18 protein-coding genes are annotated in these 21,868 nt (G+C 70.8%); 8 read left to right on the top strand and 10 right to left on the bottom strand.

Translation table 11 applies throughout. The annotated features are described in order from the left end of the window. Positions 1 to 24 precede the first annotated feature (24 nt). Genes GPA03_RS14490 through GPA03_RS14480 form a run of 3 tightly spaced genes read left to right on the top strand, consistent with a single transcriptional unit; the run spans position 25 to position 2,658 of the window. Entirely contained in the window at positions 25 to 990 is a 966-nt protein-coding gene (locus tag GPA03_RS14490; protein WP_156252749.1) for an ABC transporter ATP-binding protein, read from the top strand. Beyond that, positions 990 to 1,805, top strand: a complete 816-nt coding sequence (locus GPA03_RS14485) for an ABC transporter permease (RefSeq protein WP_156252748.1) — start codon at positions 990 to 992, stop codon at positions 1,803 to 1,805. The genes GPA03_RS14490 and GPA03_RS14485 overlap by 1 nt, the downstream gene beginning before the upstream one ends. Continuing rightward, positions 1,798 to 2,658 carry an ABC transporter permease gene (locus GPA03_RS14480; RefSeq protein ID WP_156252747.1) on the top strand — a complete coding sequence of 287 codons (861 nt, stop codon included), beginning with the start codon at positions 1,798 to 1,800 and terminating at the stop codon, positions 2,656 to 2,658. The genes GPA03_RS14485 and GPA03_RS14480 overlap by 8 nt, the downstream gene beginning before the upstream one ends. A gap of 300 nt (positions 2,659 to 2,958) precedes the next feature. Here the strand turns inward: GPA03_RS14480 and GPA03_RS14475 are convergent, their stop codons facing one another. Together GPA03_RS14475 and GPA03_RS14470 are read right to left on the bottom strand one after the other, a co-directional pair. Continuing rightward, a complete protein-coding gene (locus tag GPA03_RS14475) occupies positions 2,959 to 3,558 on the bottom strand; it encodes a GNAT family N-acetyltransferase (RefSeq protein ID WP_156252746.1) in 600 nt (199 codons plus the stop codon). Then, the gene (locus tag GPA03_RS14470) at positions 3,555 to 4,148 is read right to left on the bottom strand and encodes a TetR/AcrR family transcriptional regulator (protein ID WP_241681312.1); all 594 of its coding nucleotides are present in this window, start codon (positions 4,146 to 4,148) and stop codon (positions 3,555 to 3,557) included. The genes GPA03_RS14475 and GPA03_RS14470 overlap by 4 nt, the downstream gene beginning before the upstream one ends. A 71-nt stretch (positions 4,149 to 4,219) precedes the next feature. Here GPA03_RS14470 and GPA03_RS14465 point away from each other — a divergent pair, with 71 nt between their 5' ends. From GPA03_RS14465 to GPA03_RS14455, 3 genes are all read left to right on the top strand, one after another. After that, positions 4,220 to 5,140: an LLM class F420-dependent oxidoreductase gene (locus GPA03_RS14465; RefSeq protein ID WP_156252745.1), complete on the top strand. Its 921-nt coding sequence runs from the start codon at positions 4,220 to 4,222 to the stop codon at positions 5,138 to 5,140. A gap of 55 nt (positions 5,141 to 5,195) precedes the next feature. Beyond that, positions 5,196 to 6,218, top strand: a complete 1,023-nt coding sequence (locus GPA03_RS14460; RefSeq protein ID WP_156252744.1) for an LLM class F420-dependent oxidoreductase — start codon at positions 5,196 to 5,198, stop codon at positions 6,216 to 6,218. A 141-nt stretch (positions 6,219 to 6,359) separates the two neighbouring features. Then, on the top strand, positions 6,360 to 7,754 hold the full coding sequence (locus GPA03_RS14455; protein WP_156252743.1) for an MFS transporter: 1,395 nt from the start codon (positions 6,360 to 6,362) through the stop codon (positions 7,752 to 7,754). Here GPA03_RS14455 and GPA03_RS14450 read toward each other — a convergent pair. Next, complete coding sequence (locus GPA03_RS14450; RefSeq protein WP_156252742.1) at positions 7,735 to 9,114, bottom strand: Gfo/Idh/MocA family protein; 1,380 nt, start codon at positions 9,112 to 9,114, stop codon at positions 7,735 to 7,737. The genes GPA03_RS14455 and GPA03_RS14450 overlap by 20 nt on opposite strands. A 92-nt stretch (positions 9,115 to 9,206) precedes the next feature. Here GPA03_RS14450 and GPA03_RS14445 point away from each other — a divergent pair, with 92 nt between their 5' ends. After that, positions 9,207 to 11,156 carry an alpha/beta hydrolase family protein gene (locus GPA03_RS14445; RefSeq protein WP_156252741.1) on the top strand — a complete coding sequence of 650 codons (1,950 nt, stop codon included), beginning with the start codon at positions 9,207 to 9,209 and terminating at the stop codon, positions 11,154 to 11,156. A 13-nt stretch (positions 11,157 to 11,169) separates the two neighbouring features. Here the strand turns inward: GPA03_RS14445 and GPA03_RS14440 are convergent, their stop codons facing one another. The 5 genes from GPA03_RS14440 to GPA03_RS14420 all read right to left on the bottom strand — a co-directional run bounded on the left by GPA03_RS14440 (position 11,170) and on the right by GPA03_RS14420 (position 18,512). After that, entirely contained in the window at positions 11,170 to 13,041 is a 1,872-nt protein-coding gene (locus GPA03_RS14440; RefSeq protein ID WP_241681311.1) for an ABC transporter ATP-binding protein, read from the bottom strand. After that, the gene (locus GPA03_RS14435; protein ID WP_156252740.1) at positions 13,041 to 14,210 is read right to left on the bottom strand and encodes an ABC transporter permease; all 1,170 of its coding nucleotides are present in this window, start codon (positions 14,208 to 14,210) and stop codon (positions 13,041 to 13,043) included. Before GPA03_RS14435 ends, GPA03_RS14440 begins: the two co-directional genes overlap by 1 nt. A gap of 3 nt (positions 14,211 to 14,213) precedes the next feature. Next, positions 14,214 to 15,206, bottom strand: a complete 993-nt coding sequence (locus tag GPA03_RS14430; protein WP_156252739.1) for an ABC transporter permease — start codon at positions 15,204 to 15,206, stop codon at positions 14,214 to 14,216. 43 nt (positions 15,207 to 15,249) lie between these two features. Next, positions 15,250 to 17,190, bottom strand: coding sequence for an ABC transporter substrate-binding protein (locus GPA03_RS14425; RefSeq protein ID WP_156252738.1), 1,941 nt, complete (start codon positions 17,188 to 17,190; stop codon positions 15,250 to 15,252). Between the two features lie 95 nt (positions 17,191 to 17,285). Further along, a complete protein-coding gene (locus GPA03_RS14420; RefSeq protein ID WP_241681310.1) occupies positions 17,286 to 18,512 on the bottom strand; it encodes a Gfo/Idh/MocA family protein in 1,227 nt (408 codons plus the stop codon). Positions 18,513 to 18,682: 170 nt separating this feature from the next. Between GPA03_RS14420 and GPA03_RS14415 the strand changes: the two genes are divergently transcribed. After that, positions 18,683 to 19,675 carry a LacI family DNA-binding transcriptional regulator gene (locus GPA03_RS14415; protein ID WP_156252737.1) on the top strand — a complete coding sequence of 331 codons (993 nt, stop codon included), beginning with the start codon at positions 18,683 to 18,685 and terminating at the stop codon, positions 19,673 to 19,675. A 159-nt stretch (positions 19,676 to 19,834) separates the two neighbouring features. Here GPA03_RS14415 and GPA03_RS14410 read toward each other — a convergent pair whose 3' ends face one another. Next, the gene (locus tag GPA03_RS14410) at positions 19,835 to 21,043 is read right to left on the bottom strand and encodes an N-acetylglucosamine-6-phosphate deacetylase (RefSeq protein WP_156252736.1); all 1,209 of its coding nucleotides are present in this window, start codon (positions 21,041 to 21,043) and stop codon (positions 19,835 to 19,837) included. 20 nt (positions 21,044 to 21,063) lie between these two features. After that, positions 21,064 to 21,843, bottom strand: a complete 780-nt coding sequence (locus GPA03_RS14405; RefSeq protein WP_156252735.1) for a 6-phosphogluconolactonase — start codon at positions 21,841 to 21,843, stop codon at positions 21,064 to 21,066. Positions 21,844 to 21,868 lie beyond the last annotated feature (25 nt).

The raw sequence follows: 21,868 nt of genomic DNA, 5'->3' as shown, positions 1-21,868 counted from the left end.
CTGACCGTGCAGTAACGTCAGCACGTGGGATCCGCTGTCGCAGTGACTGGGCTGCGTCGCGAGTTCGGGGGCCGCAGGGGGCAACGACTCGTGACGGCGCTCCGTGACGTCGACCTCGAGATCCCCGAGGGCGAGATCCACGGGCTTCTCGGACCCAATGGCGCCGGCAAGACCACCCTGTGCAAGATCCTGTCCACGGTGCTGCTGCCCACCAGCGGCCGGGCCGAGATCTGCGGGTACGACGTCGTGGCCGACACCGCCGCGGTGCGGCGCCTCATCGGCATCGTGTTCGGAGGCGAGCGAGGCCTGTACACGCGGCTCACCGCGCGCGGGAACCTCCAGTTCTGGGCCTCGCTCTACGGCCTGTCCGGCGCACAGGCCCAGCTGCGCGTGACCACGTTGCTCGAGCGCCTCGGCCTCGAGCAGCGTGCCGACGTGCGCGTCGAGACCTTCAGCCGCGGCATGAAGCAGCGCCTGCACCTCGCCCGCGGGCTCATCGGCGACCCGCAGGTGCTCATCCTCGACGAGCCCACCACCGGCATGGACCCGGTGGCCGCCCAGGAGTTCCGCCACCTCGTCCGCGGCCTGCGAGCGGAGGGCCGCACGGTCCTCATCACCACCCACGACATGGCCGAGGCGGAGGCGATCTGCGACCGCGTCACGCTGATCGACAACGGCTCGATCCTGGCGACCGAGCGCCCCAGCACCCTGGGCACGTGGATCACCCGGTACGCGCGGGTGCGCGCCGACGGCGTGCCTCCCGAGCGGGTCTCGTCGGTCACCGCCGCCCTCGAGGCGCTCTCCGGTGTCGCCGCGGTCCGCGAGTCCGCACCCGGCACGCTGGTGGTCGACACCGCCGCCGACGGCGCCGCCCCGGAGGTGCTGCGCCTGCTGCTCGAGCTGGGCATCACCGACGTCGCGACCACTCGGCCCGACCTCGCCGAGGTGTACCTGCAGGTCATCGGCAAGCGCGGGATGCGGGTCGACTGATGACCGCGGCGACCGTCGAGAGCCACGGCTACGGGGCGCTCGCGTACCTCAACGGCTTCCTCGCTGGTCTGGAGCGCGAGCTCCGGGAGCTGCGGCGCTCCCCCGACCGGCTGATGGCGCTGGTGACAGCACCGATGCTGACGCTGGTGTTCCTGGCGATCATGCTCCATGCCGGGCGTGACGACCTGGCCTCGTTCGCGGTGCTCGCCCCCGCGCTGCTAGTGCTGTGGCAGATGGCGCTGCAGACCTCGGGTGACACCGTCGAGAGCGAGCGCGAGAACGGGTCGCTGGAGGCACTGGTGGTCGCGCCCGCGCCGTTCCCCGCCGTCATCACCGGCCGGATCACGGCCGTGACCGCGGTGTCGCTGCTGGGCTTCGTGGAGTCCTGGGTGGTGGCCTGGCTGGTGTTCGGGGTCCACGTCGAGATCCACCACCCCTCGGTGTTCCTGGGGGCGGTGCTCACCACCGGCTACGCCACGGCGGGCAGCGCGATGGCGCTCGCCGCACTGTTCGTCCGCACCCGAGCCGCCCGCGCCTTCCAGAACTCGCTGACCTACCCGTTCTACGTGCTCGGCGGCGTCATGGTGCCGGTCAGCTACCTGCCGGACTGGTTGGAGCCGTTGACCCGGCTGGTGTTCCTGTCCTGGTCCTCCGACCTCATGCGCGCCGCGGTCGGCCCCGAACCGGTCCCGGACGTGGCCCTGCACCTCGTGATGATCGTGCTGCTCGGCACGGTCGGCGCGATCATCGGCGGGGTGCTGGTCCGGCGCGCGCTCGCCGAGATCCGCCGCACCGGGACCATCGGCCATGCCTGACTCCAGGACCGGCACCCGCCGCCCCCGCCCCGAGGTCGCCACCAAGCTCCCCCGCGGCACCACCGCGCGCGTCGTGCTCGCCTCGACCCGCAACGCCTGGGCCGACCTCACCGCCACCTTCACCATCACGTCCTGGACCCTCGGCTGGCTCGGCAGGATCATCGCGCAGGTCGTCTTCTACGCCCTCATCGGCTCGCTGCTCGGCAGCCCCGATCGGATCCGGTACCTGTTCATCGGCTCCGCCGTGCTGGCGACGGCGATGGAGGCGCTGCTGGTCGTCTCGACCACCACGCGAGAGCGCTACTCGGGCACGCTCCCGTTGCTCGTCGCCGCACCCACCCGGTTGTGGCCGGTTCTCCTGGGACGCAGCGTCCAGTGGTTGCCGAGCGGCGTGGCCACGGCCACGGTGGCGCTGTTCGTGGTCGGGCACGCGTTCGGGGTCTCGTTCACGCTGGGCGACGGGTTCGCCGCCTTCGGCGTGCTGCTGCTGGTGGCGGTCACGACCTACGGCTACGGTCTCGCCCTCGCTGCCGTGGTGCTGCGCTTCATGCGGCTGCGGAACTGGGCCACCAACCTGTCCTACACGGTGATGATGCTGGTCTGCGGCGTCATGGTCCCGCTGACCTTCTGGCCGCCGTGGGTGCAGTGGTTCGCGCAGATCTTCCCGCTCACCCACGACCTGCAGGTGATCCGCCTCCTCGAGAGCGGCACGTACACCGCCCGCGAGGTGCTCCTCCATCTCGGGCTCTCCGTGCTGGTCGCCCTGGGCTGGTACACGATCGGCGCGCTCCTGCTCGAGCGCCTCGTCACCACCGGCCGCCGCGACGGCACCATCGAGTTCGCCGAGGCCTGACGGTGTCACCACCGCCCCGGGGCGGTCGTGCGCTCGCCGTGAGTGCGGCGAAAATGCTTGGCAGGCCTCCGCCGTCAGGCATAGCGTGGCGGTACACGCGAAAGGAGGTGGTCCAAGCAATGAAGATTCTTGGGACTCGTGAGGTGACTGCCCTCTAGGGCTCTCCCGCCGACGGACGGCGTCTGCCCCTCCGATGCGCGTGAGCGCTGGGGAGTACACGGCAGTCACCCGAAGGCCCGCGGAGCCGCGCACTCGTCCAGCGCGGTGCCCCGACACCATGTCGGGAGACGCGGGCCTTCGTCATGCCCGGGTGCCGGGGCGTCGCATCGAGACGTACTCGGAGAACCCGGCGCGCGCCGGCGACCGCATCGGCCGGCTCGCGGACTGCTCGAAGCCGAGCTTGCGGTACAGCGCCAGCGCGGCCGCGTTGGTGTCCTTGATGTCCCGCAGCAGGAACTCGTCGTAGCCGGGCAGCGCCAGCAGGTGCCGCATCAGGGCGGTCGCCACCCCGCGCCCCTGGTGGTCGGGCGCGGTCGTCACGAACCCGATCTCGGCCAGACCGGGCCGCGCGTCGGGCGGTGCGCCGAGGAACTGACTCCGCACCACGGCGTAGGTGATCGTGCCGTGGATCGGACCCAGGTGCCGGCGGATCGGCCCGCAGCGTGGCGCGAAGCACTCCTGCGCCCCCTCGGTGAACGAGGCGATCGCTGCCGGCCGTTCCTCGACGAGCGCGACGTAGAAGCGCTCGAGCAGGATCATGTGCTCGAAGGCGTCCGCGAGCCGTTCGGGATCGGTGGAGAAGTAGGCGAAGTCCTCGGCGAAGCCGCGCACCAGCACCTCGGCGATCCCGCGCCGGTGCGGCTCTCCGAGCGTGTCGGCTCGGTGGATCTCCGGGTTCATGCTCGGTCCCCCAGCAGCGGTCGGGTCAGCAGCTCGGCGCTGGGCATCGCCAAGGCGGGGCCGAGGGCTGCGCGGAGGGTGACCAGACCCGAGAGCGTCGCGAAGTAGCACGTGGTGAGCTCGGCGGCGTCGGCGGTCGTGTGCTGCCCGCGGCCGACCAGCGCGGTCATGGCGTCCCACAGCTCGGTGTGCTCGCGGGTCAGCCTGGCAGCGGTCCCGGGCGGGTCGTCGGTCGCGAAACCCTGGTTCATCACCAGGAAGAACTCAGCTGCGCCGTCGTCGGCACGGAGACCGTCGAGGATCGATCGGGTGACCGAGGTCAGGGTCTGCGCGGGATCATCCGCCTCGCGCAGCGTGGCAGCCATCGCACCCAGGCCCGTGACCGCCTGCGAGAGCAGCTCCTCGAAGAGGATCTCCTTGCTGGCGTAGTGGCGGTAGATCAGGCCTGCGCTGATCTGCGCAGCAGCCGCGATCTGCCGCATCGTCGTGGCCGCGAAGCCGTGGCGGGCGAAGAGCCGGACGGCCGCGGTCTGGATGTTCTCGCGCGTGACGTCGCGCATCTTCTCGAGCTGCTCGGGTCGACGTGGCACATGCCCTCCGGTTGAATGAACGTTTGTTTACTCTAACAGAACCGGTCGCGAGACCTGGCAGGCTGTGTGCCGTGACTGACTACCGCATCTTCACCGAGCCCCAGCAGGGCGCCACCTACGACGACCAGCTCCGTGTGGCCCAGGCCGCCGAGACCCTCGGCTTCGACGCGTTCTTCCGCTCGGACCACTACCTGGCGATGGGCGGCGGCGACGGCCTGCCTGGGCCCACCGACTCGTGGGTGACGCTCGCCGGGCTGGCGCGCGAGACCAGCACCATCCGGCTCGGCACGCTCGTCACCTCGGCGACGTTCCGCTGGCCCGGGCTGCTCGCGATCCAGGTGGCGCAGGTCGACCAGATGTCGGGCGGGCGTGTCGAGCTCGGGCTCGGGACCGGCTGGTTCGCGGCCGAGCACGCGGCCTACGGGGTGCCGTTCCCGGCGAAGCGGTTCGGTCCCTTCGCCGAGCAGCTCGAGATCGTCACCGGCCTATGGGGCACGCCGACGGGCGAGACCTACAGTTTCGAGGGCGACCACTACCAGCTCGCCGAGTCCCCCGCGCTGCCCAAGCCGGCACACGACATCCCGATCATCATCGGCGGTTCCGGCGCGAGGCGGACGCCGGCGCTCGCCGCCCGCTTCGCCGCCGAGTACAACGCGAACTTCTGTTCCGCCGCGGACGCAGCGCACAACTTCGAGCGGGTGCGCGCAGCCTGCGAGAAGGCCGGGCGCGACCGCGCCTCGCTCATCACCTCGATAGCGCACGCCACGGTGGTCGGCAAGGACGAGGCCGAGTACCGCCGTCGCGCCGAAGCGATCGGTCGCGACCCCGAGGAGCTGCGCACCCAGGGCTTCGCGGGCACGGTCTCGGAGGTCGTCGACACGCTGGGCGCCTACCGCGAGGCCGGTGCCGAGCGGTTCTACCTGCAGGTCATGGACCTCGACGACCTCGACCACCTCGAGCTGATCGCCCGCGAGGTCGTGACCCAGCTCTGAGAAGAAGGGGGCGGGCAGGCGGACTGGGGTAGCGTCGCGGGGTGGTGACGCAGCGATGAGGCTCGGGTTTCACACCGGCTACTGGTCCTCCGGCCCCCCTCCAGGTGCGGCGGAGGCGGTCGCCGGTGCCGACGCTCTCAGCCTCGACTCGGTGTGGACCGCCGAGGCCTACGGCTCTGACGCGCTGACCCCGCTCGCGTGGTGGGGCGCTGCGACGTCGCGGGTGCGGCTCGGCACCGGCATCGCGCAGATGTCCGCCCGCACCCCGACCGCCACCGCGATGGCGGCGCTGACGCTCGACCATCTCTCCGGCGGCCGGTTCGTGCTGGGGCTCGGCGCCTCCGGCCCGCAGGTGGTCGAGGGCTGGTACGGGCAGTCCTACGCCAAGCCGCTCGCCCGCACCCGCGAGTACCTCGCGATCGTCCGGGGCGTGCTGCGCCGCGAAGAGCCCGTCACGGCACCGGGGCCCGCCTACCCGCTGCCGCTGCCGGGCCGCGAGGGCAAGGCGCTGCGTTCTACCGTGCACCCGCTGCGCGCCGATCTCCCGATCCACCTCGCTGCACAGGGTCCCAGGAACACGGCGCTCGCCGCCGAGATCGCCGACGGCTGGCTCCCCGCCTTCTTCTCCCCCCGGCTCGACGGCGCAGCCCGGGGACACCTCGAGGAGGGCTTCGCGCGCCGCTCGGGTGACCTCCGCCCGGCTGCGGAGTTCGAGGTGTGCGCCAGCGTGCCGGTGGCCGTGGGTGCGGACGTCGAGAGCGCGGCGGCGCTGCTCAAGCCGCACATCGCTCTCTACGTGGGCGGCATGGGCTCGGAGGCCACGAACTTCCATCGCGAGGCGGTCCTGCGCCTCGGCTACGACGACGCCTGCGCCGAGGTGACCGAGCGCTACCTGGCCGGCGACAAGGCGGGTGCCGCCGCGGCGGTCCCCACCGAGCTCGTGCTCGACGTCGCCCTGGCAGGTTCGCCGTCGGACCTCGCCTCGCAGGTGCGCACGTGGGAGGCCACCTGCGTGACCACGCTCATCATCCAGACCGACCCGCGGGCCCTGCCCACGATCGCCGCCGCCCTCACCTGAGTGGCCGGCCGGGCGTGGCGACCCGGGTGTTGGACCGCCGAGTTCGTCCCTGATCGTCCAGTTCGTGCGGTACTCCCAGCGAACTCGACGACCCGCCACGAACTCGGCGACATGGCCTCGGCGGTGAGACCAGGGCCGGAGATGTCGCCAACACGCACCGGGTGTGGGAGGTTCGTCTCCGTGCCAGACAAGTCCGCCGCACCCACGCCTACCCAGCCGGCGTCGCTGACGCGCACCGAGCGCCTCGACCGGCTGCCGTTCAGCCGGCAGCACGGCAAGCTCCTCGGCGGCTCGGGCACGGGCTGGGCGCTCGACGCGATGGACGTCGGGCTCATCTCGTTCATCATCGCCTCGCTCGCCCAGGAGTGGTCGCTGAGCGGCACCCAGGTGTCGTGGATCGTCTCGATCGGGTTCGCGGGCATGGCGGTGGGCGCCAGCGTCGGCGGGCTGCTGGCGGACCGGATCGGGCGCCGGCAGGTGTTCGCGCTGACCCTGCTGGTCTACGGGCTGGCCACCGGTGCGACCGCGCTGGTGGGGAGCGTCGGGGCGCTGCTCGTGCTGCGCTTCGTCACCGGGCTGGGTCTCGGCGCCGAGCTGCCGGTCGCCTCGACGCTGGTCAGCGAGTTCGCACCCAAGAAGATCCGGGGCCGGGTGGTCGTGCTGCTCGAGGCGTTCTGGGCGGTCGGCTGGATCGCCGCGGCCACGATCGGCTACCTCGTGGTGCCGCTCGAGAACGGCTGGCGCTGGGCCTTCGTCATCGGGGTGATCCCGGCGCTGTTCGCTGTCGTGGTCCGGCGGGGCCTGCCCGAGTCGGTGCGGTTCCTCGAGCGCAAGGGCCGCGTGGACGAGGCCGAAGCCGCGGTCCGCAGGTTCGAGGTGTCCGCGGGCGTCCCGCACGTACCCTCCGAGCCCATCCCCGCCGAGCCCACGCCCCCGCGGTGGCGAGAGCTCTGGCGACCGGACCTGCGCCGTCGGACGGCGGCCCTGTGGATCGTCTGGTTCGGGATCAACTTCGCGTACTACGGGGCCTTCCTGTGGCTCCCCTCGATCCTCGTGGAGTCCGGCTTCACGATCGTGAAGTCCTTCGAGTACACGCTCTACATCACGCTCGCGCAGCTCCCCGGCTACGCGCTGGCGGCCTACCTGATCGAGCGCTGGGGTCGTCGCCCCACGCTCATCACCTTCCTCGCGGTCTCCGCCGTCGCGGCGTTCGCCTTCGGGCAGGCGAACAGCATCGCGACGATCCTCATCGCGGGCATCGTGCTGTCCGCGTTCAACCTCGGGGCATGGGGCGCGCTCTACGCGATCACGCCGGAGATCTACCCGACGTCGATGCGCGGCAGCGGAGCCGGTGCCGCCGCGGCCTTCGGCCGGCTCGCCTCGATCATCGCCCCGCTCCTGGTGCCACCGCTGCTGGCGGCCGGGGGCACGACGCTCACCTTCGGGGTCTTCGCGGCGGCGTTCGGGATCGCGATGCTCGCTACCGTGTTCCTGCCCGAGCTGCGCAACCAGGCCCTCACCGAGACGCTGAGCTGAGCAGCTCGCTGATCTCGATCGCGCGTCCCTCCTGGGCGGACCGCCACATCGCCTCACCTGTGGCGACCGCGAGCGCACCCTGGCGGGCATCCGCCATCAAGCCCAGCGCGATCGACTCCTCGTCCGGGCCCACGAACAGGTCGCGGCGCATCAGCGGGTCGGCGCCCTCGTGACCGCCGAGCACCACGGGCACCTCGATCGGCTCCGGCTCCTCGAACAGCCGCCGCAGCACGATCTCGCCGGAGCCGGGCAGCTGCTCGTTCTCGGGGGTGCGCCCCACGTACGCCACGATCGAGCCGTGCGTACCGGTGATCGTGAGCCGGTACCCCTCCCAGGGTGCCGAGAACTGCACCGAGTACGCGGCCGTGGCGCCGTTCGCGTACGAGATCAGGCTGGCGAGGTGATCCTCGATGTCGATCTCGTCGTCGTACAGCGTCATGTCCTGCGAGGCCGGGTACTGCACCTCGTACGGCAGGTCGAACAGCCCCACCCGGGCCTTCCCGGTCGGCTCGGGGAACGTCCCGCTGCCCTGCTGCGCCCGGTGGTAGGGGTCGCGCGCGCGCACCTCGTCCGCGGTGCTCGCACCGGCAGGGCGGTGCGGGCTGTCCGGCCCGTAGTAGTCGCGCCCGCCGACCGCGTAGACGCGCGTGGGGTCCGCGCCCAGCCACCACGCGATCAGGTCGAGGTGGTGCGTGCTCTTGTGGATCGTGAGCCCACCCGAGGCCGCGCGCGTGCGGTTCCATCGCAGGAAGTAGCTCGCGCCGTGCCGGGTGTCCACGTAGTACGAGAGGTCCACGTGCAGCGGCCGCCCGATCGCGCCCTCGGTCAGCAGCCGCTTGATGTGCCGGTGCCGTGCCGGGTAGCGGAAGTTGTGGGTCACGTGCACCGTGGCAGCGCTTGCCCGCTCGGCCTCGACCACGCGCGCCGCTTCCGCTGCGGTCGCCACCATCGGCTTCTCCGAGATCACATCGATCCCTGCCTCGAGGGCCGCGAGGATGTAGTGCCCGTGCGTGTGGTCGGGCGAGGCGACCACGACGGCGTCCGGCCTCGCCTCGCGGAACATCTCGCCGAGGCGCTCGGGCTCGTAGACCCGGACCTGCGGATAGCCCGCCGGCACGTGCTCGGCCACGAACCGCTCCGCGCGCACCCGATCGACGTCGACCACCGCCACGAGCACGCCCGCACCCGAGAGGTCGTCGGCGTTCGCGCCGTAGCCGTGTGCGCTCTCGACGCCGCCGACCGATCCGATCAGCGGCTTCGCGAAGCTCGCCACGCCGCGGTTCGAGACCCCGACGAGGGCGTACCGCCGTCGCTCCTCACGAGAGGCGTCGCTCGAGGGTGTGGGTGGCGTCTCAGTCATCGGGAATCTCCGGAGGTGTCAGGACCGCAATTGCAGCAACCGCATGCAAGCGCCTAGCCTAACCATCGAACGCATCCGACGGAGGGATCAGCATGGCGACGGCGCTGGGGTGGAACCGGAATCTCGACGGTCACCACGACGTCTCGCTCGATCTGCTGCTGCACGTCAACCGGCGGACCGAGCAGGTGCTGGCGCAGACCGCCGTCGGGCTTGACGAGGCGCACGACGCCGAGGCGATCCGGGCGCGCCAACGGGCCACGCGCGAGGCTGTGCTGGCCGGGATCGGCGGGCTGCCCGAGCGCCCCGACGGTCCGCCGCGGACCACCTGGCGAGGACCGCAGCGGATGCTGGGCTGCGTCGTCGAGAACCTGGTCTTCGACTCCCTGCCAGGCGTGCCGGTCACGGCCACGCTGTACCGCCCGACTTCGGGCGACGGCCCCCGACCGGCGCTGCTGTTCGTGTGCGGCCACACGCCGGACGGCCGCGCCAACCCCGGCTACCAGCAGGTGTGTGCGCGCCTCGCGCAGGCGGGCATGGTGGTGCTGGCCATCGACCCGTTCGGGCAGGGCGAGCGGCTCGGCTACCTCGACGCCGAGGGCACCCCGCAGGTCCCGGTCGGGACTGCCGAGCACACCTACGCCGGCATCCCGGCCTGGCTGCTCGGGCAGAGCATCACGCGCTGGTTCGTGCACGACGCCCGCCGCGCCGTCGACCTGCTGCAGACGCTGCCCGACGTCGACGCCGATCGCATCGGCGTGACCGGCAACAGCGGCGGCGGCACGCTGACCACGTGGCTGCTGCCGCTGGAGGACCGGTTCGCGGCAGCCGCGCCCGGCACGTTCGTGACCAGCCGCGGCGTGTACCTGTGGTCCGGTCAGAGCCAGGATGCCGAGCAGATCCTGCCCGGCGGCACGGCGAACGGCGTGGATCACGCCGACCTGCTCGTCTCGTTCGCCCCGCGGCCGCTCGCGGTGCTGGCGGTGGACTTCGACTTCTTCCCGATGGAGGGCACGCTCGAGTCGTTCGAGCGCGCGCGGAGGGCCTACGCGGTTCTCGACGCCGAGCAGGCGATCTCGCTGCACAGCGCAGCCTCGACGCACGCCTACCCACCGCCGCTCGCGCACGACGCAGCCACGTTCTTCTGCCAGGCGTTCGGGCTTCCCGCACCTGCGCTCGCGCCCACCGAGGAGCCCGCGCCTGCCGACCGGATGCGGGCGATGCCGAGCGGCCAGGTCGCGATCGACCGGCCGGGGTCGCAGTTCGTGCACGACCTCGTGCGGGCCGAGGCCGATGCGCTCACGAGGCCGGCGCCGGAGGCCGCACGCGCCTGGCTGACCGAACGCGTGCGCGCGCACCGCGCCATGCCACGCGCGCCGTTCGCGCGCTGGCTCCCGCGCCCGCAGGAGTCGCTGCACGGCATGTGGCGCAGCGAGCGCGACGTCTGGGGGGCCGGCGTGCTGCTGGCTGCCGACCCGGCCCCGACGGTGGGTCCCCGCCCGCTCCGCCTGCTCCTGCTGGACTCCGGCACCGACGGCCTGACCACCGATCACCCGGCCGCGCGGGGCGGCACCGAGGCCGTTCTGGCCATCGACGTCCGCGGCCGCGGCGCGCTCGCACCCCACGACAAGGATGGCAACGACGCCCGCGATCACAGGTCCGCCGTGTTCAAGCTTCTCTGCGACCTGCTCTGGCTCGACGACTCCCTCGCCGCCGGGCAGGCGTTCGACATCACCCGAGCGATCGACGTGGCCCTCCACGACCCGCACCTCGCGACCCTGCTGCCCGGGCTGGGTACCGACAGCCCCGTGCACATCGAGGCCGACGGCGTGCCCGCGTTCGTCGCGAAGCTCGCCGCAGTGGTCGACGACAGGATCGCGACGCTGACGGTGACCGACGACGTCGTCGACCCCGAGCGGATGCTCACCGAACGCCTCTACGACCAGGGCCGTGGCGAGTGGCAGAGCACGATCGTCGGTCTCGCTCGCCACGCTCCCCTGCGGGTGGTGCACGAGATCCTGGGCGACCGGCTCCAACTCTCCTGATCGCGAGGTCTACCTACGCCGCCTCCTCCGGGCGGTAGACGATCCGGGGGCGGCTGCCCCGCAGGCGCGGGTCGGGGATCGGCACGGCCGACAGCAGCGCCTGGGTGTACCCGTGCTGCGGATTCTCGAACACCGACTGCGCCGGTCCTTCCTCGACCAGGTTGCCGTAGTACATGACCGCCACCCGGTCGCAGACTCGCTCCACCACCGACAGGTCGTGCGAGATGAACAGGTAGGTCAGGCCCAGCTCCTGCTGCAGCTCGGCGAGGAGCTCAAGGATCTGGGTGCGCACGGACACGTCGAGCGCGGACACCGCCTCGTCGGCGACCACGAGCGTCGGGTCGGTGATCAGCGCGCGGGCGATCCCGATCCGCTGCCGCTCGCCTCCGGAGAACGCGTGCGGGTAGCGGCTCCCCATCGCGCGCCGCAGCCCCACCCGCTCGAGCATCGCCTCGACCCGGTCGTCGAGCTCCGACCCCTGCGCCAGCCCGGCTGCCCGCAGCGGCTCCCCGATCACCTCGCGCACCGTCATGCGCGGGTTGAGCGAGCCGTACGGGTCCTGGAACACCATCCGGATCAGCCGGCGGTACGGCCGCAGCTCCTTCTTGCTCAGGGTGGCGAGATCGACGGCGTGCCCGCCGTCGTCGTAGTGGATCTGCCCTGCGGTGGGTCGGTAGGCGCGCATGACGCACCGCCCGAGCGTCGTCTTGCCGCAGCCCGACTCGCCCACGAGGCCAAGCGTGCTGCCCGGCGCGATCTGCAGGCTGACATCGTTGACGGCGACGATCCTCTTCTTCTGCCCCCGGCTGAACATCGACCCCGAGACGCTGTCGAACTCCATCCGCAGTCCCTCGATCCGCAGCAGCGGCTCGACGTCGGGCTCGTCGTGCCGCACGGACATCTCGACGGCGTCGCTCACCTCGACCCGTGGGGGCACCTCGCGCACGGGCTCGGTCGCACCCGTGCCGCTCTCCCGCTGCGGCAGGCTCGCGAGCAGCTCCTTGGTGTAAGGGTGCTGCGGGGCGTGAAAGATCTGCTCGACCGGTCCTGTCTCCAGCACCTTGCCGTGCCGCATCACGACGACGTCGTCGGCGATCTCCGCGACGACCCCGAGGTCGTGGGTGATGAAGATCATCGTCATCGACAGGTCACGCTTCAGGTCGGCCAGCAGGTCGAGGATCTGGGCCTGGGTGGTGACGTCGAGCGCCGTCGTGGGCTCGTCCGCGATCAGCAGGGAGGGCCGTGCGATCAGCGCCATCGCGATCATGGCGCGTTGCCGCATGCCGCCGGAGAGCTGGAACGTGTAGGCGTCGATCCGCTCCTCGGGATCCGGGATCCCGACAGCGGTGAGCTCGGCGATGACCCGCTCCCGGATCTGCGTCTCGTCGAGGTCGGTGTGGAGCTCGAGGACCTCGGCGATCTGGTTCCCGATCGTGTGGACCGGGCTGAGCGATGACATCGGCTCCTGGAAGATCAGGCCGATCTGGCTGCCACGGATCGATCGGATGCCATCGCCCGTCTCTGACAGCGCCGCGATGTCGTGGACCGGCCCCTCGGGCTCGGCCCGGAACAGGATCCGACCGCTCTCCACCATGCCCGGGTTGTCGACGACCTGGATGATCGACCGTGCTGTCGCCGACTTGCCGGACCCGGACTCGCCCACGATGCAGGTAGTGCGGCCGCGCTGCACCACCAGGCTGATGTCGTTGACGGCGTTGACCTCGCCCTCGTCGGTCCGGAACGTGGTGCGCAGGTTCTGGATGTCCAGGATCGCTCCCGGGTCGGACATCTCCTCGGGCTCGACCGCCACGGCGGCCAGCTCGCGGGGCGCCTTCACCGGTGCCATCTTCCGACGGCGGCGGGCACGCAGGAACGAGACAGCCATCAGGACCTCTTCCCGTAGGGGTCGGCGGAGTCGCGAAGACCGTCACCGACGAAGTTGAAGGCCACCACCGCGAGCACCACGGCAAGACCGGGGATCAGCAGCCACGGAGCGGTCGCGATCACGTTGACGCTCTGCGCGTCCTGCAGCAGCACGCCCCACGACACGGCCGGCGCACGAAGCCCCAGCCCGAGGAAGGACAACGCCGTCTCGGACAGGATCATCGCCGGAACGGCGAGCGAGACCGTCGCGATGATGTGCGAGGTGAAGGCGGGCACCATGTGCCGGAAGATGATGCGGCCGGTGGAGACGCCGTCGAGATTCGCCGCAAGGACGTAGTCCTCGTCGCGGATCTGCAGGAGCCGCCCACGGATCACACGGGCCAGGCTCGTCCATCCCAGCAGCGACAGGATGACCGTGATCATCAGGTAGGTCGGCACCGCCCCCCACTGCGGTGGCACCGAGGCCGCGAGGCCCAGCCACAACGGCAGCGTCGGGATCGACATGAAGAGCTCGATGACGCGCTGCAGGATCGTGTCGACGGTGCCACCGAAGTAGCCGGAGATGCCGCCGAGCAGCAGTCCGAGGAGCAACGACACCGCCACGCCGACCAGACCGATCGAGAGCGAGATCTGCGACCCGTAGATGATCTTCGAGAGCAGGTCGGCTCCGGTGCGGTCGGCGCCGAGCGCGTACCAGCGCTCACCCGGTTCGCTCGGGCCGAACAGGTGGATGTCCGTCTCGATCAGGCCGAGCAGCTTGTACTCGTCACCGTGCACGAAGAACCGCAGGTGGATGAACTCCTCGGTGTTCTCCTCGAACACGGGGGCGAGGGTCTCGAGGTCGGTGTGCCCGGTCGTCGGGTGGACGTAGAGACCTTCCGCGAACGAGAACTGCGGCACCTGTGGTGGGTGATAGGCGTGCTGGCCCTCGTAGCTGCTGGTGCTGAAGGGAGCGAAGAAGCCGGCGAAGGCGGCGACCGTGTACATGATCACCAGCAGCCACATCCCGATCATGGCGAGGCGGTGCTTGCGGAACCGCCACCAGATCAGCCGTCGCTGCGAGGCGGACGCGACCGCTCCGCTGCTGCGGCCCGTCTCGGCCGAGAGGTCCTCCGTGGTGCCGGTCTCGTCGGGCTCGGGGTCGGCGACCGGTAGCTGGGGCTGGCTCATCGCTCAGGCCTTTCCGAATCGCACGCGAGGGTCGACGGCGGCCAGCAGCAGGTCGGAGATGAAGGTTCCGATGACCGTGAGGACGGCGATGATGAGGATGATCCCTCCCGCGAGATACATGTCTTGGGACCGCAGCGAACCCAGCAGCAGCGGACCGGTGGTGCCCAGCGCGAGCACGGTCGCGACGATCACCTCGCCGTCGAAGATCGAGGGGATGTTCCAGCCCGCCGTGGACACGAACGGGTTCAGCGCGATCCGCAACGGGTACTTCCGGATGGTGCGGCCTTCGGGGAGTCCCTTCGCCCGCGCCGTGGTGACGTAGGGCTTGTGCAGCTCGTCCAGCATGTTCGCGCGGGTCGTGCGGATGATGCCGGCGGTGCCGGCGAGCGCGATGACGACCACCGGGATCCAGAGGTGCTCCAGCAGGTCGAGCACCCTCCCGAAGCTCCAGGGCGCGTTGACGTACTCGGCCGAGAACAAGCCACCGACGCTCTGCCCGAAGAACCGGAACCCGATGTAGGCCAGTGCGAGCGCCGCCAGGAAGTTCGGCACCGCGAGCGCGACGAAGCCGAGCACCGAGATGATGTAGTCCGCCGCCTTGTGCTGCCTGATCGCCGAGATCACACCCGCCGGCAGGGCGATCACCCAGGTGAGGATCAGCGTCGCCAGCCCCAGCAGCACGGTCAGGCCGAGCCGCTCGGAGATCAGGTCGGCCACCGGCCGCTGGTACTGGAACGACAACCCGAAGTCACCGTGGAGCACGATGTTGCTGATCCACTTCCAGTACTGCACCCAGAACGGCTCCCCGATCCCGTACCGGATCCTCAGCGCCTCGAGCTGTGCGGGGTCGAGACTCTCGCCCTGCGCCTCCAGCGCGGCGATCTGCGTGGTGAGGAAGTCACCGGGAGGCAGCTGGATGATGAAGAACGAGATGATCGAGATGATGATCAGCGTCGGGATGACGTGCAGGACTCGGTACAGGGTGAACCGGAGCACGCAACCTCCTCACGTGAGCGCCGTGGCGACGCGGGGTTGACGGTCAGGATGCTGCGGTGAAGGAGATCTGCTCCGGCTTCGTGATCCCTTCCCGGCCGTAGTAGAACGACAGCTTGGGCTCGTCGTCGCGGACCCCGCGCATGTCGTCGGTCACCACCACGGGCTGGAACGGCAGCGCCAGCAGACCGATCGCGTACATCTTCTCGTCGTGCTGGGTCACGATGGCGTGGCCGGCCTCGAGGCGCGCCTCGTCGGTCTCGGCGGAGCGCAGCGCGTCCCAGCTGCCGATGAGCTCCTTGATCTCTGCTGGCGGCTCCATGCCCTCGGCGCCGCCGGTGGCGTACCACTGGCCGTAGCCGGGCGCGCTGTGGCTGTTCGACCCGGTCGGGATCAGCCAGACGGGCTCCATGTCGAAGTCATCGCTGGGCATGGTGGTGCCGTCGAGGTCGAAGTCGTTCGCGCTGCGCAGCTCGGTGTACAGGGTCGGGTCGACCGGGCGCAGGCTCAGCCCGATGCCGATCTCCTGCCAGTACCGCTGCACCATCGTGAACGCGTCACCGGTGGGCACGCCGGCGGTGCTGTCCACGTAGGCGAGCACGAGCTCGAGCGGCTGACCGTCGGGGCGCTGGCGCTTGCCGTCGGAGCCGAGGGCGAGCCCGAGCCCGTCCAGCAGGGCGTTGGCCTGGTCCACGTCGTGCTCGAGATTGCGCTGCCCGGTGCCCTCGAGGTAGTACTCCGAGGCGTCGGTGGGAACGGGCTGCCGGATCTCACCGAGACCGCCGAGCATCGTGGTGTTCATGTCGTCGCGGTCGATGCCGAGCGAGAGCGCGGCACGGAAGTCGGGCTCGAGGAAGAGGGTGCGCAGCACCTCGTCCTGGTGCGAGAGGTTCGGGCAGATCGACAGCAGCGTGGCGTCGTTGCGCCAGCGCAGCATCCGGAACGCGTTGGTCTCCTCGTTCTGCAGGAACACCTGGGCCGAGCCGTAACCGAGGTTGTGTCCCTGGAAGTTGAGGTCGCCGTTGGCGGCCCGCAGGTCGATCGCGTCCTGGGTGAGGACCTGCACCTGGATACCGTCCAGGTAGGGCAGCTGGCGGCCCTCGCCGTCGACCTTCCAGTAGTAGGGGTTGCGCTCCAGCGAGGCCGTGCCGCTCTGCGCGTTCGCGGGGCTGGTCACCATGAAGGCTCCGAGGACGGGCCGCTCGGGGTTGGTCCACCAGTTGTCGCGGTCGGCGAAGTACTGGTCCCAGGAGTCGAAGCCTGCCGCGGCGGTGGCGGCATCGACCTCGGCCGGATCGGTGTGATCCGGGTGGAACTGCTTCAGGTAGTGCGCCGGCTTGAGGAACTGGTGGCTCACCGCAGGGTGGCACATGTACTTCTCGAAAAGCGCGAACGGGTTGTTGTAGCGGAAGATGATCGTCAGCTCGTCGGGCGTCTCGATCGTGGGGCGGTCCTCGCCGTCGCTGAACCAGAACGGCGCCGACGGGATGGTCGTCGTGTTGCGGAGCACGTCGTTGACCGTGAAGGCCAGGTCGGCGGAGGTGAACGGCTCGCCGTCGGACCACTTCAGGCCCTCACGCAGCACGAAGGTGAACTCCGTGTTGGTGTCGTTCTTGCTGAACTCGGCGGCCAGGCTCGGCTCGGCGCCGTCGGCCTCCCAGGTCCACTCGAGCAGGCCGACGGCGGCGAACGCCGTCAGCGCGCCGGCGTCACCGACATCGAGCTGGGCACGCTGCAGGGTGCCGCCGAAGGTGCCCGGACCCTCGTGGACCTCGACCACCTTGGGCTCCGCGGGTAGCCGCTCGGCCAGCTCGGGCAGCTCGCCGGCCTCGACCTTCTGGGCCAGCATGGGCGACTCGAGTGCGCCCTCGGCACCGTCGAACGGATTGGGCGGCTCCTCGCTCGAGCAGGCCGTCAGGATCGCTGCGGCTGCGCCACCGCCCATCACCAGCAGCGTGCGTCGGGTCATCATCGGGGACTGGGACATCGGCTCTCCTTCAGGTCACGGCGTCGGTGCTACGTTCCCTCGCTCGGCGTCGACCATAGCACCGCAAGCGGTTGCGGCAATGTCAAATGTTTGTGTCAGCGTGGTTGCCCGGCGTCGAAGTAGCGTCGGAGGGCGGGATCGAGCGGCGGCACGTCGAGGGCCGCGGAATCGGTGCGCATCGACGTCGTGGCGGTCGCTGCGGTCGCCACCGCCTCCCGTGCCGCGACCACCGAGGTGCGGGTCGGCGCGCCGGTGCGCACGAACGCCAAGAACTCGCGCAGCAGCGAGGGATCTGCCCCGTGATGACCGCCCGGCGCGTCCGGGATCGGGAACTCCTCGTGGCCGTGCTCCAGGTACTCGCCGGAGCGCCGGTTCCACAGCCTGACGACACCCTCTGCGCCGAGACCGAAGTTCTCGATCCTGCCCTCGGTCCCGATCACCGTGTAGTTGCGCCAGTAGTCAGGGGTGTAGTGGCACTCCGAGTACGTCGCATACACGCCGTTGTCGAGCTGCATCGTCATCATCGAGAGGTCCTCGACGTCCACGACCGGGTTGAGCCCTCGCTGCGCGAGCGGTGGCCAGTTCCTCTCGCGGTCGAGCCACTCGCTGACCATCTGGCCGCTGCGATCCTCGCGATCGGTCACTTCGCCATAGACCGTGAGACCGCCCATCGCGCTGACGCGGGTGCTGTAGCCGCCCGCGATCCAGTGGATGACATCGATGTCGTGGGCGCCCTTCTGCAGCAGCAGCGAGTTCACGTTGGCCCGCTCGGCGTGCCAGTCCTTGAAGAACCGGTCCCCGCCGTCGCCCACGAAGTAGCGGCACCAGACCGCCTTGACCCGCCCGATCCGCCCCTGCGCCACCAGCTGCTGCATCAGCGAGATCACCGGCATGTGCCGCATGTTGTGGCCCACGTAGAGCCGACTGCGCGTCTCGTACGCGGTGCGCAGCATGCGGTCCGCGTCCTCGACGGTGGTGGCCATCGGCTTGTCCACGAACACGTCCACACCCGCTTGCAGCAGCGTGACCACGTGGTCGGCGTGCTGGTGGTCGAGCGAGGTGACGAACGCGGCGTCCAGCCCGTGCTCGAGGAGCCCGGTCACGTCGTCGTGCACCGCGACCTCCGGCCCGAACCGCTCCACGGCGCGCGCCTGCGCGCGAGGATGCGGGTCTGCCACGGCCACCACGGCGGCGGCGGGATCGCCCGCGACGGCGGTGCGTGCGATGACCCCGCGGTTGCCGTTGCCCACGAGTCCGAGCCGTAACGGCCGCACCTCCGCGGGACTGGTGCCGGCAGGGTCAGGACTCACGTTCGTCGCCATGGTTGGCTACGCTACGGAATGCAAGCGCTTGCGGCAAGGCTTTCCTCCGCTTGCTCCCACACCGTCGGAAGTCCGCAGATGTCCGCGGGGCTGCGATAGCCTCATGCGCACGTTGCTGCACGAAAGGCACGGCCGTCGGGCTCGTGCAGTCGCCTCAGTAAGGGGGTTCGATGGCGGTCACCCTCGCCGACGTCGCGCGCGCTGTCGGCATGTCCGCATCCACGGTCTCGCGGGCCCTGTCCGGGACCGAGAAGGTCAACGAGGCCACTCGAGCGCGCATCCACAAGGTCGCGCGCGAGATGGGCTACGAGCCCAACCAGGTGGCGCGCTCGCTCACCTCGGGGCGCAGCGACATCCTCGGGCTGATCGTCCCTGACATCGCGAACCCGTTCTTCCCGCCGATCATCAAGGCCGTGCAGGCGCGCGCCGCGAGCCGGGGCAAGACCGTGCTGATCGCCGATGTCGACGAGCACCCCGCCGACGAGATCAAGCGCGCCAGGATCATGCGCAAGCGCGTGGACGGCCTCATCGTCGTGTCGCCGCGCACGCCGGCGGAGTCGATGTCGCAGCTGGTCGAGCTGGCGCCGATCGTGTTCGTCAACCGCGAGGTCCCGGGTGCCACCAGCGTGCTGGTCGATGCCTCCGAGGGCGTGCAGGAGGCCGTCGAGCACCTCGCCTCGCTCGGCCACGGCCGCATCGGCTACCTCAACGGCCCGCGCCGGTCCTGGTCGAACGAGCAGCGACGCACCGCCGTCCGCGCGGCGTGCACCGAGCTGGGCATCGAGCTGGTCGAGCTCGGCCCGTTCGAGCCCCAGATCCAGGCTGGTGTGCGCGCGGCCGATCTCGTGCACAGCAAGGCGCTGACGGCCGTCATCGCCTACGACGACCTGATCGCGCTCGGCCTCATGGCGCGGATGACCGAGCGCGGCGTCAAGGTCGGGCCGGACATCTCCGTGATCGGCATCGACGACAGCCCGATGTCCGGCATGGCGTACCCCACGCTGACCTCGATCCACGTGCCGGGCAGCCGGAGCGGCATGACCGCCGTCGACCTGGTCCTGGACATGGCCGACCACCCGGGCGAAGAGATCACGCCCCAGGTCGTGCAGCTCGAGACGCGCCTCATCATTCGCGGCAGCACCGCACCCGCTCCTACGTCCTAGCGGATCTGCTCCGCAGCTGCCCTCACCGCCCGGCCCGAGACGGTACGCAGCCGGTACGCAGCCGGGTTCCCAGCTCCTGAATGCGCACATGGCCGGTGAGTGCGCACAGTGTGCAGTGCGCTCTCACCGGGAATGTGCGCACTCGACGGCGAAGGCCGGCTAGGGCTGCAGGGCAGGGGTGCCGCGCACCCAGGTACGCCACGGCCGGAGGTGCTCGTCGAGCACCAGCACGTCGGCGTCGTAGCCCGCGGCAAGGCGGCCCTTGCGGTCCCCGACGCCCGCGATCATCGCCGGGCGTGCGCTGAGCATCTGCAACGCCTCCGGCACCGGCCAGCCCAGCTCCAGGCACAGGTGGGCGAGCATGCCGTCGAGCGTGGTGGTGCTGCCGCCGAACGCCGGCTGCCCGATCACCATCCCGACGCCGTTGCGCACCTCGCAGCGCACGGTCGCCAGCCCGTAGGTGAACCCGTCGGGCATCCCGGCACCCTCGGTCGCGTCCGAGACCGCGATCAGCGACTCACCCAGGCAGCGCCTGGCGATCTCGAGCAGCTCCGGCGGCAGGTGCTTGCCGTCGGCGATCACCTCAGCGGTCAGACCCGTGCTCGAGAGCGACGCCTCGAGCAGCCCAGGCATGCGCCAGGGACCGGAGCGGGTCGTGGTCGACTGCCCGCTCCACAGGTGCGTCAGGTGCGAGGCGCCGGCCTCGACGGCGGCGCTCACCTCGGCGGGGCCGGCCTCGCTGTGGCCGATCGCCACGATCGTGCCCGCGGCCGCGAACGCACGCACGGCGTCGATCCCGCCGGGCAGCTCGGGCGCGAGCGTGATCATGGCGGGGCGGGTCTCGACGAGGCGCGCGACGGCGTCGGGCGCCGGCTCCACGAGCAGGGCCGGGTCGTGCGCGCCGCCCTGGGCAGAGGCGAGGAACGGGCCCTCGAGATGGGTGCCGAGGAGCTCGGCGCCGTCCGGCAGCGGGTGGTCCCGCCAGCCTGTCAGCGCACGGGCGCGTCCGGCCATGGTCTCGACGGCGTCGCTCGCCACGGAGGCGAACGTCGCCGTGACCCCCGCGCGGGCGAGGTGCCGCAGCACACGTGGCACCGCGGACTCACGCGCCGCGTCCGTACCGGGGTCGACGACCGACTCCCACGACGCACCTCCCGCACCGTGCAGGTGCAGGTCGACCAGACCGGGCACGACCAGCCGACCCTCGGCGTCGATCACGTTCGCGCCGCGGCCGCGCACCGGCCGGGTCGTGACCTCGGCGATCGAGCTGCCGTCGATCACGACCGAGCCGGGCTGCACGCGGCCGTCGGCCATGAGCACCGCGGCGCCCGTGATGACCGTCGGGCGGCCGCTGTCGGGATGTGTCACCGTGCTCCGTTCCGGGCCGGTCAGCTGGTGGCGGGCAGCAGCCCGGCCGAGGACGGCTCCAGGAACAGTGTGGCGTGCGGTGCCTCACGGAGCTTGGTCGACGGGACGGCGGGGCTGATGTCCTGCGTCACGGTCGCCGCCACGGCTGCTGCCTTGCGGCTCTCCGGGGCGCACACCTGCACCGACGCGCCGCTCAGCAGCGCCGGGATCGTCAGCGAGATCGCCGTTCGGGGCGTCGAGGCCTCGTCGGGGAAGTGCCCCTCGCCCACCTGCTGCTTCACCGACTCGTCGGTGAGCGTGATGATGCGCGCCCAGCGCTCGTCGTCGAAATCGGCCTCGTACGGCTCGTTGAACGCGAGGTGGCCGTTCTCGCCGATCCCCATGCAGACCAGGTCGAGCGGCGCCTCGCGCAGCAACGCCTCGTAGCGATCGGCCTCAGCCTGCGCGTCGGGGGCGTCGCCCTCGATGTAGTGCACGGCTGCGGGGCGGAAGGGCTCCTCGATGCGCTCCCGGATCCAGCGGCGGAAGGCGGCGCTGTGATCGGCCGCGATACCCACGTACTCGTCCATGTGGAACACGGTCACCTGCGACCACGGCACGTCCTGGTCGCGAAGCGCCTCGACGAACGCGAACTGCGAGTTGCCGGTCGCTATCACGACCCGCGCCTGGCCGTGGCGTGCGACCGCGTCACGGATGGAGGCGCCCGCACGCTCGGCGGCGGCGATCCCCATCTCGCGCTCCGTGGCGTACACCTCGACGGGGAGCTCTCCCGCGGTGAACGTGGTGGTGGGCTCCGGCATCGGACATCCTCCTGTGCATCGATTG

Source organism: Pseudactinotalea terrae, from assembly GCF_009733845.1.
Taxonomy (GTDB): Bacteria; Actinomycetota; Actinomycetes; order Actinomycetales; family Beutenbergiaceae; genus Pseudactinotalea; species Pseudactinotalea terrae.
Note: the sequence above shows the minus strand (reverse complement) of the source record. Positions and strands in the feature narration are given on the sequence as shown.

Coding starts and splice junctions, on each gene's coding strand:
- GPA03_RS14485 (WP_156252748.1), top strand. CDS start 990: ATGACCGCGGCGACCGTCGAGAGCCACGGCTACGGGGCGCTCGCGTAC.
- GPA03_RS14480 (WP_156252747.1), top strand. CDS start 1,798: ATGCCTGACTCCAGGACCGGCACCCGCCGCCCCCGCCCCGAGGTCGCC.
- GPA03_RS14475 (WP_156252746.1), bottom strand. CDS start 3,558: ATGAACCCGGAGATCCACCGAGCCGACACGCTCGGAGAGCCGCACCGG.
- GPA03_RS14460 (WP_156252744.1), top strand. CDS start 5,196: ATGAGGCTCGGGTTTCACACCGGCTACTGGTCCTCCGGCCCCCCTCCA.
- GPA03_RS14455 (WP_156252743.1), top strand. CDS start 6,360: ATGTCGCCAACACGCACCGGGTGTGGGAGGTTCGTCTCCGTGCCAGAC.
- GPA03_RS14450 (WP_156252742.1), bottom strand. CDS start 9,114: ATGACTGAGACGCCACCCACACCCTCGAGCGACGCCTCTCGTGAGGAG.
- GPA03_RS14445 (WP_156252741.1), top strand. CDS start 9,207: ATGGCGACGGCGCTGGGGTGGAACCGGAATCTCGACGGTCACCACGAC.
- GPA03_RS14440 (WP_241681311.1), bottom strand. CDS start 13,041: ATGGCTGTCTCGTTCCTGCGTGCCCGCCGCCGTCGGAAGATGGCACCG.
- GPA03_RS14435 (WP_156252740.1), bottom strand. CDS start 14,210: ATGAGCCAGCCCCAGCTACCGGTCGCCGACCCCGAGCCCGACGAGACC.
- GPA03_RS14425 (WP_156252738.1), bottom strand. CDS start 17,190: ATGTCCCAGTCCCCGATGATGACCCGACGCACGCTGCTGGTGATGGGC.
- GPA03_RS14420 (WP_241681310.1), bottom strand. CDS start 18,512: ATGGCGACGAACGTGAGTCCTGACCCTGCCGGCACCAGTCCCGCGGAG.
- GPA03_RS14415 (WP_156252737.1), top strand. CDS start 18,683: ATGGCGGTCACCCTCGCCGACGTCGCGCGCGCTGTCGGCATGTCCGCA.
- GPA03_RS14405 (WP_156252735.1), bottom strand. CDS start 21,843: ATGCCGGAGCCCACCACCACGTTCACCGCGGGAGAGCTCCCCGTCGAG.